Source organism: Mesorhizobium sp. M8A.F.Ca.ET.181.01.1.1, from assembly GCF_004792025.1.
Lineage (GTDB): Bacteria > Pseudomonadota > Alphaproteobacteria > Rhizobiales > Rhizobiaceae > Mesorhizobium.
Map to the genome: position 1 here is coordinate 715,803 of NZ_SRTV01000001.1, position 12,472 is coordinate 728,274.

Annotated in this window: 13 protein-coding genes; 8 read left to right on the plus strand and 5 right to left on the minus strand. The window is 63.7% G+C overall.

Translation table 11 applies throughout. The annotated features are described in order from the left end of the window. Positions 1 to 28 precede the first annotated feature (28 nt). Both ligA and EN824_RS03525 read left to right on the plus strand, forming a co-directional pair. Entirely contained in the window at positions 29 to 2,233 is a 2,205-nt protein-coding gene (gene ligA, locus EN824_RS03520) for an NAD-dependent DNA ligase LigA (protein WP_127871685.1), read from the plus strand. Beyond that, positions 2,230 to 2,925: a TIGR02453 family protein gene (locus EN824_RS03525; protein WP_127871684.1), complete on the plus strand. Its 696-nt coding sequence runs from the start codon at positions 2,230 to 2,232 to the stop codon at positions 2,923 to 2,925. Before ligA ends, EN824_RS03525 begins: the two co-directional genes overlap by 4 nt. Before the next feature lie 123 nt (positions 2,926 to 3,048). Here EN824_RS03525 and EN824_RS03530 read toward each other — a convergent pair whose 3' ends face one another. Then, on the minus strand, positions 3,049 to 3,807 hold the full coding sequence (locus EN824_RS03530) for an SDR family oxidoreductase (protein WP_127279894.1): 759 nt from the start codon (positions 3,805 to 3,807) through the stop codon (positions 3,049 to 3,051). 221 nt (positions 3,808 to 4,028) lie between these two features. Here EN824_RS03530 and EN824_RS03535 point away from each other — a divergent pair, with 221 nt between their 5' ends. Next, complete coding sequence (locus EN824_RS03535) at positions 4,029 to 4,757, plus strand: AzlC family ABC transporter permease (protein ID WP_127279895.1); 729 nt, start codon at positions 4,029 to 4,031, stop codon at positions 4,755 to 4,757. Further along, positions 4,754 to 5,050, plus strand: coding sequence for an AzlD family protein (locus EN824_RS03540; RefSeq protein WP_135881907.1), 297 nt, complete (start codon positions 4,754 to 4,756; stop codon positions 5,048 to 5,050). The genes EN824_RS03535 and EN824_RS03540 overlap by 4 nt, the downstream gene beginning before the upstream one ends. 244 nt (positions 5,051 to 5,294) lie before the next feature. On the opposite strand, the gene EN824_RS03550 is transcribed toward EN824_RS03540, so the two are convergent. From EN824_RS03550 to EN824_RS03560, 3 genes are all read right to left on the minus strand, one after another. Further along, positions 5,295 to 7,139, minus strand: a complete 1,845-nt coding sequence (locus EN824_RS03550; RefSeq protein WP_135866378.1) for an aminopeptidase P family protein — start codon at positions 7,137 to 7,139, stop codon at positions 5,295 to 5,297. Positions 7,140 to 7,370: 231 nt separating this feature from the next. Then, entirely contained in the window at positions 7,371 to 8,243 is an 873-nt protein-coding gene (locus tag EN824_RS03555) for a 50S ribosomal protein L11 methyltransferase (protein WP_135931899.1), read from the minus strand. Between the two features lie 65 nt (positions 8,244 to 8,308). Next, positions 8,309 to 8,887, minus strand: coding sequence for an SCO family protein (locus EN824_RS03560; protein ID WP_135931900.1), 579 nt, complete (start codon positions 8,885 to 8,887; stop codon positions 8,309 to 8,311). Between the two features lie 192 nt (positions 8,888 to 9,079). On the opposite strand from EN824_RS03560, the gene EN824_RS03565 reads away from it, so the two are divergent. The 3 genes from EN824_RS03565 to EN824_RS03575 all read left to right on the plus strand — a co-directional run bounded on the left by EN824_RS03565 (position 9,080) and on the right by EN824_RS03575 (position 11,133). Continuing rightward, entirely contained in the window at positions 9,080 to 9,598 is a 519-nt protein-coding gene (locus EN824_RS03565) for a CreA family protein (protein ID WP_135931901.1), read from the plus strand. An 85-nt stretch (positions 9,599 to 9,683) separates the two neighbouring features. Further along, positions 9,684 to 10,325, plus strand: coding sequence for a DapH/DapD/GlmU-related protein (locus tag EN824_RS03570; protein WP_127871679.1), 642 nt, complete (start codon positions 9,684 to 9,686; stop codon positions 10,323 to 10,325). 382 nt (positions 10,326 to 10,707) lie between these two features. After that, the gene (locus tag EN824_RS03575) at positions 10,708 to 11,133 is read left to right on the plus strand and encodes a low affinity iron permease family protein (RefSeq protein WP_127871678.1); all 426 of its coding nucleotides are present in this window, start codon (positions 10,708 to 10,710) and stop codon (positions 11,131 to 11,133) included. A 3-nt stretch (positions 11,134 to 11,136) separates the two neighbouring features. On the opposite strand, the gene EN824_RS03580 is transcribed toward EN824_RS03575, so the two are convergent. After that, positions 11,137 to 12,003 (minus strand): SDR family NAD(P)-dependent oxidoreductase, encoded by an 867-nt coding sequence (locus EN824_RS03580; protein ID WP_135931902.1) that lies wholly within the window; start codon positions 12,001 to 12,003, stop codon positions 11,137 to 11,139. Positions 12,004 to 12,140: 137 nt separating this feature from the next. Between EN824_RS03580 and EN824_RS03585 the strand changes: the two genes are divergently transcribed. After that, positions 12,141 to 12,422, plus strand: a complete 282-nt coding sequence (locus tag EN824_RS03585; RefSeq protein ID WP_023792142.1) for a hypothetical protein — start codon at positions 12,141 to 12,143, stop codon at positions 12,420 to 12,422. Positions 12,423 to 12,472 lie beyond the last annotated feature (50 nt).

Here is a 12,472-nt window from a genome sequence, read left to right on the forward strand (position 1 = left end):
TGGCGCGCCACCGTTCAGGGACAAAAGCATGGCCGAAAAACCCGTCGATTCGCTCAGCGAAAGCGAGGCTGAAGCCGAACTCCAGCGCCTTGCCGAAGAGATCGCCGGTCACGACCGGCGCTACCATGCCGAGGACGCGCCTACGATCACGGACGCGGAGTATGACGCGTTGCGACGGCGCAATCTTGCCATCGAGGAGCGCTTTCCCGGGTTGGTGCGTGAGGATTCGCCCTCGCTCAGGGTTGGTGCCGCACCGGCGGAAGGCTTCACCAAGGTTCGCCACGCCGTGCCGATGCTCAGCCTCGCCAAGGCCTATACCGACGAAGATGTCACCGATTTCATCGACCGTGGCCGGCGCTTCTTCGACCGCGACAAGGACCTCGACATCGCTTTCACCGCCGAGCCGAAGATCGACGGGCTGTCGGCTTCGCTGCGTTACGAAAAGGGCGTCTTCGTGCAAGGTGCGACGCGCGGCGATGGTGCGGTCGGCGAGGACATCACCGCCAATTTGAGGACCATCGCCGACATTCCCGCGAAGCTCAAAGGATCAGGCTGGCCTGAAATCATCGAGATCCGTGGCGAAGTCTATATGACCTATGCCGAATTCGAGGCGCTCAAGGCGCGCTCGGCGGCTGTCGGCGGCCAGGATTACGTCAATCCGCGCAATACGGCGGCCGGATCGCTGCGCCAGAAGGATCCCTCCGTCACCGCCAGCCGCAACCTCAAATTTTTCGCCTATGCGTGGGGCTATACTACGGCCGATCCGGCGCCGACCCAGTACGAATCGGTGCAGAAATTCGCCGATTGGGGTTTCAAGATCAGCCCTCTGATGGTGCGGGCCAAATCGGTCGAGGAACTGGTCGCGCACTACCACCGGATCGAGGAGCAGCGCTCGTCGCTCGGCTATGACATAGACGGCGTCGTCTACAAGGTCGACCAGCTGGAGCTGCAGCGCCGCTGGGGTTTCGTCACCGGTGAGCCGCGCTGGGCCGTCGCGCACAAATTCCCGGCCGAACAGGCGATGACGACCGTGCAGAAGATCGACATCCAGGTCGGCCGAACCGGCACGCTGGCGCCGGTCGCGCGGCTTGCGCCGGTGACCGTCGGCGGCGTCGTGGTGGAAAACGTCACGCTGCACAATGAGGATTATATCAAGGGCCTAGACAGCACCGGCCAGCCGATCCGCGACGGCATCGACGTGCGCATCGGCGACACCGTCGTGATCCAGCGCGCAGGGGATGTCATTCCACAGATCGTCAGTGTCGTCATCGACAAGCGTCCGCCCGATGCCGTGCCATACGAATTCCCGCACACCTGCCCGATCTGCGGCTCGCCGGCGACGCGCGAGATCAACGAGAAGACCGGCAAGGAGGATTCGCGCCGCCGCTGCACCGGCGAACTGATCTGCCCGGCGCAGGCCGTGGAAGGGCTGCGCCATTTCGTGTCGCGCGGCGCCCTGGATATTGAAGGCCTGGGCGCGGAGAATATCGACACGTTCTTCAATGCCGGGTTGATCAAGACAGCCGCCGACATCTTCACGCTGAGGGAGCGCCGCCCCGCCGTGACCAAGGCGCTGGCCGAGCGGCGCGAGGAGCAGGCAAGGCAGCGCGAGGCGGCGTCCGGCAAGACGCGCAAGAATGTGCGCAGCGTCGAGGACCGCAACTATGAAGGCCTGGACAAGCTGTTTGCGGCAATCGATTCGCGCCGCGAGCCGGAGCTCGACCGCTTCATTTTCGCGCTCGGCATCCGCCATATCGGCGAAACCACGGCCGCGGTACTTGCGCGAACCTTCTCGACCATCGAGGAGCTTATCCGAGTCGGCAAGGAGACTGCGGCGGCGGAGAATCCGCATGCGGTCTTCCCATCGATCAACGGCATTGGCGATACGGTGATCGATGCGCTTCGCGATTTCTTCGGCAACGAGCGCAATGACGACGTGCTCGAGAAGCTGCTGCAGCAGGTCAAGCCGAAGCCATATATCGTCACCGTCTCGGCCGACAGCGAAGTCGCCGGCAAGACGATCGTCTTTACCGGTTCGCTGGAAAAGATGACCCGCTCGGAAGCCAAGGCGATGGCCGAGCGTCTCGGCGCCAAGGTGGCCGGCTCGGTTTCGGCCAAGACCGATTTGCTGGTGGCCGGTCCTGGCGCCGGTTCCAAGCTCAAGCTTGCCAGCGAACTCGGCGTCGAAGTCATCGATGAGGACACCTGGCTGCAGCGGGTCGGCAAATCGTGACGGACGGGGCATTCAAAGGGTTCGGCCCAAAGGCCATTCCGTTCCTGAAGGCATTGGATTTCCACCAGAGTCGCGAGTGGTTCCTGGAAAACCGCGACCTGTTCGAAAAGGAATTGCGCGACCCACTGGGGGATCTCGTCGAGACGCTTACTCTGCGTTTTGCGCAGGCTGGCCTCGGCCTGCGTGGCGATCGCAAGAAGTCGCTGTTCCGCATCAACCGCGACGTGCGCTTCGCCAAGGACAAACGACCCTATAACCGGCATCTGTCAGCTATCCTGTCGCCGGACGGCACCAAGATGGAGCAGGGTGTGTTCTTCGTCCATATCGGGCTCGAGCGCTGCTTTGCCGGCGTCGCCTGGTGGCAGCCGGCGCCGGAACTGCTGACGGCCATGCGCAAGGCCATCTCAAGCCATCCCGATACGTTTCGCGCCGTGGTGGCGGCGCTGGGGAAAAATGGCCTCGAACTCGATGCCGAAGGCGGCATGAAACGCACGCCGCGCGGCTTCGAACACGTCGCCGACAAAGATCTTGTCGCCGCCATCCGCAACCGGCACTTCGCCGTTCGCCACGCAATCGATCCGGCTGGTATCCACGGGCCGGGACTGGTCGAGGAACTCGTCGATTTCACCATGCGCGCCAAGCCACTGCTCGACTGGGGCAGGGCGATCGAGGGCACGGCGCCGGGAAGCTAATGCATGTCGCCCGGAAATGTCCTCGGTTCCGGGACAACGACATGCATAAAATCAGAAGCTTACAGGAGGTCGGCGAATCCTATTCGCCGCGACATACTGTAGCCCAGCGCTTTGATTGCGGCGCTACATCCGCATCAAAAGACCGCCGTCGACGGCCAGTTCAATTCCAGTGACGTAACTTGCCGCGTCGGAGAGCAGGAAAAGTGCTGCGTTGGCCATGTCTTGCGGCGTGCCGATGCGGCCGAGCGGCGTGTAGCTGGCGACGGCGGCGCGCTTCTCCTCGGTGTCCCAGCGCGCCTGCAATGGCGTCAGCGCCATGCCCGGGCAGATGGCGTTCGACCGGATGCGATCGCCGGCCAGTTGCATGGCGAGCGACTTGGAGAGCGCGCAGACGCCGGCCTTCGAGGCCTGGTAGGCATCCTGCGGGGTCGGATCGCCGCGATACCACTGGATGGTCGAGAAATGCACCATGGCGCCGCCGCGGCCGCCCGCGCGCATATGTGGCACGACCGCCCGCGCCGTGTGCACGAAGGATTTCAGGTTGATGTTGAAGACCTGATCCCAGACGTCGAGGTCCATCTCCAGGGCCGACTTGTCGCGGCCGAACCAGAGCACCCCTGCGACATTGGCAAGATAGTCGATGCCGCCGCGCTCACGGCCCGCAGCATTGATGGTCTGTTCGACAAAGGCGGCATCGGTGAGATCGCCCTGCGCGAAAATGAGCCTGTCGTCATAGGCGGCGAGCGATGCCGGGCGTGGCTTGATGTCGATGGCGGTGACGGAAGCGCCGGCATCGAGCAGCGCCAGGGTAATCGCCTCGCCCATGCCGCCGCCAGCCCCGGTGACGACCGCATGCCTGCCGGTGAAATTATAAACGATCATCCGCAACCCCTTTTTTCGCCAATCTGCAATCACCGGACAATAGCGTGCCTTTACGCGGAACTGCAGAGCCATTGTGATCTCGCGTCGATATGACGGAGCGCGGGCCAAATTCCGGCGTGAAAGGCTTGCCGATGATTTCCGCTGATCGTTTGGCTCAAGCGAATTCGTGTGACAAGGCTGGGCATGCCCCCTACATACCGCCACTCCTCATGGAGTGGCCGATGGCGACGGACGTGATTTCAGAGAGCGGCGCGAAAAGCGATTTCTGGCAAGGGGTTAGGCTCTCCATGCCGGTTGTGGTGGCGTCGGCGCCGTTCGCGGTGCTGTTCGGTGCGCTCGCCGTCGACAATGGGTTTTCGGTCCTTGAAGCCTTCCTGATGAGCGCGCTGGTCTATGGCGGCGCCAGCCAGATGGTCGGCATCCAGTTGTTCGGCCAGCATGTCGCGCCATGGTTGGTCGTGCTCTCGATCTTCGCCGTGAATTTCCGTCACGTGCTCTATTCCGCCGGCATCGGCCGGCGCATCGCGCACTGGCCTGTCATCAGCCAAGCACTCGGCTATTTCATCCTCACCGATCCGCAATTCGCGGTCGCCGAGGCACGCGCGCAATCCGGCCAGACTGTGGGCTTCGCCTGGTATCTGGGGCTTGGCCTGCCGGTCTATCTGTTCTGGATCGTCGAAAGCGCGCTCGGTGCGCTGTTCGGCAAGCTCATTCCAGATACGCATGCGCTGGGCATCGATTTCCTGCTGCCGATCTATTTCCTCGGCCTTGTGATGGGCTTCCGCAAGCGGCCGCTGTGGCTGCCGGTGGTCGTCGCCAGTGCCTGCGCGTCCATCATTGCCTACAAGACGGTGGGTTCGCCCTGGCACGTCTCCATCGGCGCCATCGCCGGCGTGCTGCTGGCTGTCATCCTGCCGCCGCACCATAGCGGCGTGGAGACAAGGCCATGAGCACGACATTCTGGATCATCATCGCCGGCGCGATCGCCACCTATCTCACGCGCATCGGCGGGCATCTGGTCATCTCCCGCTTCGACCACATCCATCCGCGCGTAGAAGCCGGCCTCAACGCGGTGCCGGCGGCAGTGCTGACGACGCTGGTGGCGCCGGAACTGCTGAATGCCGGACCGGCGGAGTGGGCAGCGCTGGTCGTTACCGCCCTGGTCTCGTTGCGTGGCGGGCTGATGGCGATGTTTCTGGCGGGTGCTGCGGTGTTGATCGTGGCACGGCAGTTCGTGGGATGAGAAGCCCTGCCGGCGCTATTGCTTCGAAGGTTTGCGCCGCCCCTCATTGCCCTGCCGGGCATTTCTCCCCGTATAGTGACGGGGAGAAAGACGCCCTCGCTGATGGTTTCGCCAATCGCCGGCGCCGCAGAAAAAAAGCGGCGAGGGTGCAATCAGCCCCTTCTCCCCGTCACTATACGGGGAGAAGATGCCGGCAGGCAGATGAGGGGCAGCGCCAGCCTTCCAAAGCTGAATGTCCGACGACTCAAATCTTCGCGTCGTGCGGCAGTGGTGCCGTCGCCTTTTCCAGCCAGGCCAGTGTTTCGCCGTCGAGCATCGGCCCGATCTCGGCCGCGACGCGGGCGTGGTAGGCGTCGAGCCAGTGCAGTTCGTCACGGGTCAGCAAGTCCGATCGCACCAGCCTGACGTCGATCGGCGCCAGCGTCAGCGTCTCGAAAGCGTGCATGGCGATGTCGCCGCCCTCGATCTGTTCGGCCGGCGTCACCAGGATGAGGTTCTCGATGCGGATGCCGTAGGCGCCTTCCTTGTAATAGCCGGGCTCGTTGGACAGCATCATGCCTTCGAGCAGCTTTTCGGTGCCGGTGCGGGCGATGCGCTGCGGACCCTCATGCACGGCAAGATAGGAGCCGACGCCATGGCCGGTGCCATGGGCGAAGTCGCAGCCATGCTTCCACAACGCCATGCGGGCGACGGCGTCGATCTCGGAGCCGCGCGTGCCGGCGGGGAAGCGCAGCGTGGAAATGCCGATCATGCCTTTCAGCACCAGCGTGAAGCGTTCGCGCATCTCTTCGGTCGGCTGGCCGATCGGCACGGTGCGGGTGATGTCCGTGGTGCCGTCCTGGTATTGCGCGCCGGAATCGAGCAGGAACAGCTCTCCGGCCTCAAGCTTGCGGCTGGTGGCGCGCGAGACGCGGTAATGCATGATGGCGCCGTTCGGGCCGGCGCCGGAAATAGTGTCGAAGGAGACATCGCGCAGCGGCATCTGGGTTTCCTCGCCGGTTTGCCGGCGCGTCTCTTCGAGCCTGGTGACGACCGCGATCTCGTCGAGCGAGCCGGGCTTCTGCCGGTCGAGCCAGCACAACAGCTTGGCCACCGCCGCGCCGTCGCGGCGATGCGCGGCGCGCGAGCCGTTGATCTCGGCCTGGTTTTTGGTGGCGCGAGGGATGCGGGCGGGGTCGGGCGCGGCAATCACCGTGCCGCCATTGTCCTCGACCAGCATGCGCAGCCGGTCGGCCGCCAGCACCGGATCGAGCGCGATTTTCGCGCCGCTCTTGGCAAGTGCTGCGATCGCGGCCTCGAATTCGCCGGGCTCATGCGGATCGGCAAGCTGGGTGAGGTAGGCGGCGACCTGGCGCGAGAACTTGCGGCTGTCTATGAACAGCTGGTGCGCCCCGTCGGCGGCGAGGATGGCGAAGCCGAGCGCCAGCGGCGTGTGCGGCACGTCGCCGCCACGGATGTTGAAGGCCCAGGCGATGGAGGAGGGGTCGGTCAGCACCGCATGGGTAGCGCCTTCCTTGCCGATCGCCGTCGCCAGCCGCGCCAGCTTGTCCTTGGCGAGCTCGCCGGCAAAGCCGATCGGGTGCAGCTCGACCGGGGTCACGGGTGCGCCGGGCTGATCCTTCCAGATGATGTCGATCGGGTTCCTGTCGAGCGGCACGAGCACCGCGCCGATCTTGTCGGCGGAGGCCTGCAGCGCCTTGACCTCGCCGATCGTGTGCAGCCAGGGATCGAAGCCCAGCCGCGCCCCTTTGCCCAGGTGATCCCTGAGCCAGACGGCAGGCGGGTTGTCGACGAGGCTTTCGATCGAGAAGATGCCGAGGTCGACTTCGCCCCGCACCTGCAGCGTGTAGCGCCCGTCGACAAAGACAAAGGCACGGTCGCGCAGCACGATGGCGACACCGGCCGAGCCGCTGAAGCCGGTCAGCCATTTCAGCCGTGCGGATCGATCGGCCACGTATTCGCCCTGGTGCTCGTCGGCGCGCGGAACGATGAAGCCATCGAGGCCATTGTCGCTGAGCCATTGGCGCAGCAGCGCCACGCGCGGCTTGCCGACCGCCGGGTCGCCCGCGGAATCGAAGGTCTGGAACATGGTGGGCCTCCTTGGTATCCGCGCGACCGTAACCTATGGGCCTGGAAAAGCGGAATCGATTTCCAGCTGGCGCAAACTGCTACAGCGACTGCCGGGTGACAACCAAATGAGACTGGTCCAGCCATGGCGTGAAAGGGGACGGCGCCGGCATTCTCTCGGTGATGCCGCCTTGCCAACACGCATCAAGTTCTAGGAATTAACCTACGAGGATCGGCAACCGGCTTGCCGGCCTCAATGCTTGAGGTGGATCGTCACCCAGCCCTCGCGGTGCAAAGTACTGATATGGCGAAAGTTCTGGCCGACATAGGCCGAGATCACCGCGTCACGCTGACGGTCGAGGATGCCCGACAGCACGATCGAGCCGCCAAGCGCGATATGGCCGGCCATTTGCGGCGCCAGCCGCATCAGCGGCCGCGCCAATATGTTGGCGACGATGAGATCGAAGGGCGCGCGCCTGGCAAAGATCGGGTGGTGAAAGCCCGGCGCGGTCACCGTCTCGATCAGGCCCTTGACGTGGTTCAGCCGCGCATTGGCGGCGGCGACCCTGACCGCCACCGGATCGATGTCGGTGGCCAGCACCGGAATATGCGCCAGCTTGGCGACCGCGATCGCCAGCACCGCGCTGCCGGTGCCGAGGTCGAGCGCGTTGCGCGGGTGCTCGCGCCGCACGACTTTCTCCAGCATTTCGAGGCATCCGGCGGTGGTGCCGTGATGGCCGGTGCCGAAGGCAAGGCCGGCCTCGATCTCGATGGCGAGCTCGCCGCTGTGGCGCTTCCTTTTGTCATGCGCGCCGTGGACGAAGAAACGGCCGGCGCGCACCGGCTTCAGGCCTTCCAGCGACCGCGCCACCCAGTCGATGTCGGGCAGCGCCTCGCGCTCGACAGGTCTCGACAAAGCGAGGCCGGCGAGAATGTCCTTCAGCCGCGCCTCGACCGCGTCGACGTCGCCGTCGGCGTAGAGCGAGACCTCGTGGATGTCGGCGTCTTCGTCGACCTCCAGCACGGCGATCGGCAAGCCTTCATCCTCGAAGGCCGTTTCGAGCGCCGCGAAGATGCGACCAGCCTCGATCTTTCCGGTAGTGAAATGAAGCCGCGTCTGGGTCATGTGAATTTATGTTCCTCCAGGCTTGATCTTGTCCGAAAACCGGTTCCACTTTCCGGGATCAAGCTCTAGCCCTTCGCGGCGAGGCGCTTCAGCTTCTCCACGGCGGTGCTGGCGTTCTCGCCATAGGCGATCGTGCCGGCGAAGTCGCCCTTGCCGTTGAGCAGCAGCACAGAGGCGGTGTGGTCCATCGTGTAATCGCCATCGCCGGTGTCGACCTTTTTCCAGTAGATGCCGAACGACTTGGCCATGGCGTGGACCTTGTCCGGGTCGCCGGTGATGCCGGTGATGCGGTCGGAGAAATTGCTGACATAGGCGTTCATGACCTGGGGCGTGTCGCGCTCCGGATCGACAGAGACGAAATAGGCATGCAGGTTCTTGCCGTCGTCGCCGAGCGTCTTCAGCCAGCCGGAGAGCTCGAACAGCGTCGTTGGGCAGACTTCGGGGCAATGGGTGAAGCCGAAGAAGACGACGCTGGGCTGTCCGCGGAAGGCGGCCTCGGTGATCGGGGCGCCTTTCTGGTCGACCAGGGTGAAGGGCGCGCCGAAGGGTTCGCCGCCATAGTGGCCGCGATACCAGTCGAAGGTCAGCCAGCCGATGCCGGCCGCCATCAGAACGAGAATGCCGACCAGGATAGAACGCATCATCAGAAATGTCCGTCTGTAACGTCATGGGGCGCCGGCCAAACCATGCGCCCCTTGTTCGGCCACAGTCTTAGCGGTTTGGCCCCGCGCAGGCAAAGTGCCGCGTTGCCGCAACCGTTGTGGTTGACCCACCTGCTTGCAAAGCCGCACAGTCCGCACCACCTGAGACCGGCAACTCGAACCGAGGAGGCTTCTTTGCTCGAACTGATTGGGCTCGAACTGGCTGGGCGGAAACTGATCGGAAGCGCCTTGGCCGCATGCGTCGTGCTTGGCGCCGGTAGCGCCGTTGCCGAGGAAGTCGGCAAGGTCGGCGTCGACTGGGTCGGTAACGACATCATCGTCGAGGCGATCAAGGATCCGAAAGTGGAGGGTGTCACCTGCCACGTTTCCTATTTCGATCGCAGCGTCATCGACCGCCTGCACAAGGGCAATTGGTTCGAGGATCCCAGCGATTCCTCGATCTCCTGCCGTCAGACAGGTCCGATCACGATCGGGGATATTGATACGAGCGAAGGCGGCGAGGAGGTGTTCAAGCAAGGTATCAGCCTGATCTGGAAGAAGCAGGTGGTAAACCGCATCTACGACAAGGCCAACGAAACGCTGATCTATCTGTCGCATTCACGCCAGGTGCAGAACGGCTCGGCCAAAATGTCGGTCACGACCGTGCCGCTCTACGGCCAGAACGTGGTGTGGAGCAAGGGCAAACCGAAATAGGCGGGCGAACGTCTTCCTGGTCCTGTTCTGACCGATGATTGGCCGCGCCTTGCGGGACCAATCATCCCGGCGTAAAGCCGCCGGCATGGACCGTTCCGAAGATCTCGTTGCGAAAGACCCTGAGCCGCGCATCCATCCGACCGCGGAGATGAAGGGCTGCAAGCTTGGCCGCTACGCCGCGATCGGCGAACGCGTCGTGCTGCGCGAGGTCATCGTCGGCGACTTCTCCTATTTCGAACGCCATGCCGAGGCGATCTATACGACGATCGGCAAATTCTGCTCGATCGCCGCCAACAGCCGCATTAATGCGCTGGAACATCCGATCGAGCGGTTGACCCAGCACAAGGTCAGCTATCGGCCGAACGAATATTTTCGCTGGCTGGGCGTCGATGCCGCGTTCCGCGAACGGCGGCGGTCGAAGGCCGTGACCATCGGTCATGATGTCTGGATCGGCCACGGCGCGGTCATCTTGCCTGGCATCGCCATCGGCAATGGCGCGGTCATCGGCGCCAATGCGGTGGTGACGCGGGACGTGCCGTCCTACACGATCGTCGCCGGCGTGCCGGCGAAGCCGATCAGGCCGCGTTTTGTCCCTGAAATAGCGGCGCGCATCGAGGCTCTCGCCTGGTGGGACTGGCCGGTGGAAAAACTCGCCAGGGCGGTTCCCGACATGCAGGCGATGCCGATCGAGGCCTTCCTCGACCGCTGGGAAAACGACGCCGTTTGAGTTCCGGCAGAGAACGGCAGGGCCTGGCCGTCGCGACCGTGCAGAGTATCAACAGGCCAATGCCCTGCGGGTAAGTGAAGCGGCCGGCTGTCTGGGCGCGAGTTGGCTCTTCGGGGAACTATTCTTCGCGCTTTCCGGAATGAAGCCCCTTCCGCCATGCGGGGGTGGCGCGGCGGAAGGGGCTGGAGGTAAACCGCTGTGAAGCGGAGGAACAGGCTCTTTGCCTGCAGGGTTACCATGACATTGAACCGATAAGGTGTGTTTTGCGCCGAATGCGCGCTGAGCGTGCATTCAATTGCGCCGGTTACATTCGGTTCTCGATGGGAACCCAAAGGTCCGCCGCTTGTTTCTCAATGCCGCAAACATTGAGGGCGCTCGATACATGGAAAAGCTTTTCACCAAGGCCGCCAACTGGGTCGCCCATATAACCGGCCTGCCGCTGACCTTTGCCGGCTGCTGCCTGGTCGTCATCGTCTGGGCGGTTAGCGGGCCGGTCTTTGGTTTCTCGGACACCTGGCAACTGGTGATCAACACCGGCACGACCATCATTACATTCCTGATGGTGTTCCTCATCCAGAACACCCAGAACCGTGACGGCGCGGCGATCCAGGCCAAGCTCGACGAATTGATCCGGGTCAGCGAGGGCCACAACAACTTTATCGGCATCGAACATCTGACCGAATCCGAGGTCGAGGAGATCCGCGCCAAATGCGAGCGAGCCGCTAAGCGGCACGACGAGAAGATCGCAACCACGGCGGCAAAGAAGGCGGTTGCCCAGAAGCGAGGCGCGAAAAAGAGCGCGGCTTGAAGCTCAGCCTTTCGTGAACGCCGCGAATGCGTCCTTGTGGTCGGGATGCCAGCGCGACAGGGCAGGACGGTTTTCGATAATGTCGCCGATTGCCCAGGCCATGCGCTTTTCGTCCAGCGGCCGCGCCGCCTCATTGTCCGGGCACAGGATGTAGAAGTCGCGCCTGACCAGCGATTCCAGCATGAAATCGACGACCTGTTCACCCGTCCAGGCGCCAGCGGGCTTTTCCGTCGCGCCTTCGGTGAGGCCGGTATAGGTGAAGCCGGGGATGAGCAGATGCGCCGACAGGCGGCCGCCGGGCTCGTTCCTTAGCGCGTGCGCCACGCCTTCGGTAAAGGTCTTCACGCCAGCCTTGGAAACATTGTAGGCGAGGTTGCCGGGCGGCGTGGTGATGCCTTGCTTGGAGCCGGTGTTGACGATCAGGCCCGGCTTGGCCGCCGCCAGCATGCGCGGCGCGAAGGCTTCGACGCCATGCACGACGCCCCAGAAATTGATGTCGAGCAGCCGCTTCCAGCCATCGCGGTTTTCCCAGGGCTTTCCAGGATTGTCGCCGACGCCGGCATTGTTCATCAGCAGCGAGACCTCGCCAAAGGCGCCGAATGCCCGGTCGGCGAGGCGATCGACCTCATCGGCCTTCGAAACGTCCGATGCAACCGCAAGCACGGCGTCGTCGCCGGCGATGGCGGCAACGGCCCGCGAGGCATCGTCGAGGCGCGGACCAGCGATGTCGGCGAGCACGATCTTCATGCCCATCAACGCCAGCCGTTTGGCCGCCGCGAGGCCAATGCCGCTGGCGGCGCCGGTGATGACGGCGGTATTGCCTCGGCCAAGCGCTGGCAGGGCTGTCTGGATCTCGGCGTCGGGGATCATCGGCGGTGGTTTCCTTTTTTCGAATGGCGCCGAACTTAGCGCCGGAACAGGCTTGTGCAAGCCTTTGTCGGGGCTCGTCGGGTTGACCAGTCCGCTCGTGGCTGCGCATGCTGCGACGCCAAAAGGGAGATTTCCGATTGACGGATTGGGTTGCAATTCTGAAGGAGCAGACCGCCACCGGCGACCAGATGGGACGCGAGGTGCCACAGATGCTGGCCAACCCGGATATCAGCGAAGCTCAGGTGAAAACCTTGTTCTCCGCACTGGAAAAGCAAGCGGAGTTCGTCGAGAAACTGCGCATGGCGCTGGAGAAGTTCGGCCATGATTTCTCGATCATCAAGGCGGCGGAGCGGCTGGAAGAGCGCTACGCCGACCTTGCCGCTTCCGTGGCGGAGAAGCTGAAAGCGATGCGCGGTTAAGCAAGTCCAGGAACGTGTGAGGTGGTTTTCCCTCAGGAATTGCGCCGGAC

What these genes read in the sequence shown, in the direction of transcription:
- EN824_RS03530 (WP_127279894.1), bottom strand. Translation starts at nt 3,807, where the DNA reads ATGATCGTTTATAATTTCACCGGCAGGCATGCGGTCGTCACCGGGGCT.
- ligA (WP_127871685.1), top strand. Translation starts at nt 29, where the DNA reads ATGGCCGAAAAACCCGTCGATTCGCTCAGCGAAAGCGAGGCTGAAGCC.
- EN824_RS03570 (WP_127871679.1), top strand. Translation starts at nt 9,684, where the DNA reads ATGGACCGTTCCGAAGATCTCGTTGCGAAAGACCCTGAGCCGCGCATC.
- EN824_RS03580 (WP_135931902.1), bottom strand. Translation starts at nt 12,003, where the DNA reads ATGATCCCCGACGCCGAGATCCAGACAGCCCTGCCAGCGCTTGGCCGA.
- EN824_RS03555 (WP_135931899.1), bottom strand. Translation starts at nt 8,243, where the DNA reads ATGACCCAGACGCGGCTTCATTTCACTACCGGAAAGATCGAGGCTGGT.
- EN824_RS03535 (WP_127279895.1), top strand. Translation starts at nt 4,029, where the DNA reads ATGGCGACGGACGTGATTTCAGAGAGCGGCGCGAAAAGCGATTTCTGG.
- EN824_RS03540 (WP_135881907.1), top strand. Translation starts at nt 4,754, where the DNA reads ATGAGCACGACATTCTGGATCATCATCGCCGGCGCGATCGCCACCTAT.
- EN824_RS03575 (WP_127871678.1), top strand. Translation starts at nt 10,708, where the DNA reads ATGGAAAAGCTTTTCACCAAGGCCGCCAACTGGGTCGCCCATATAACC.
- EN824_RS03560 (WP_135931900.1), bottom strand. Translation starts at nt 8,887, where the DNA reads ATGATGCGTTCTATCCTGGTCGGCATTCTCGTTCTGATGGCGGCCGGC.
- EN824_RS03550 (WP_135866378.1), bottom strand. Translation starts at nt 7,139, where the DNA reads ATGTTCCAGACCTTCGATTCCGCGGGCGACCCGGCGGTCGGCAAGCCG.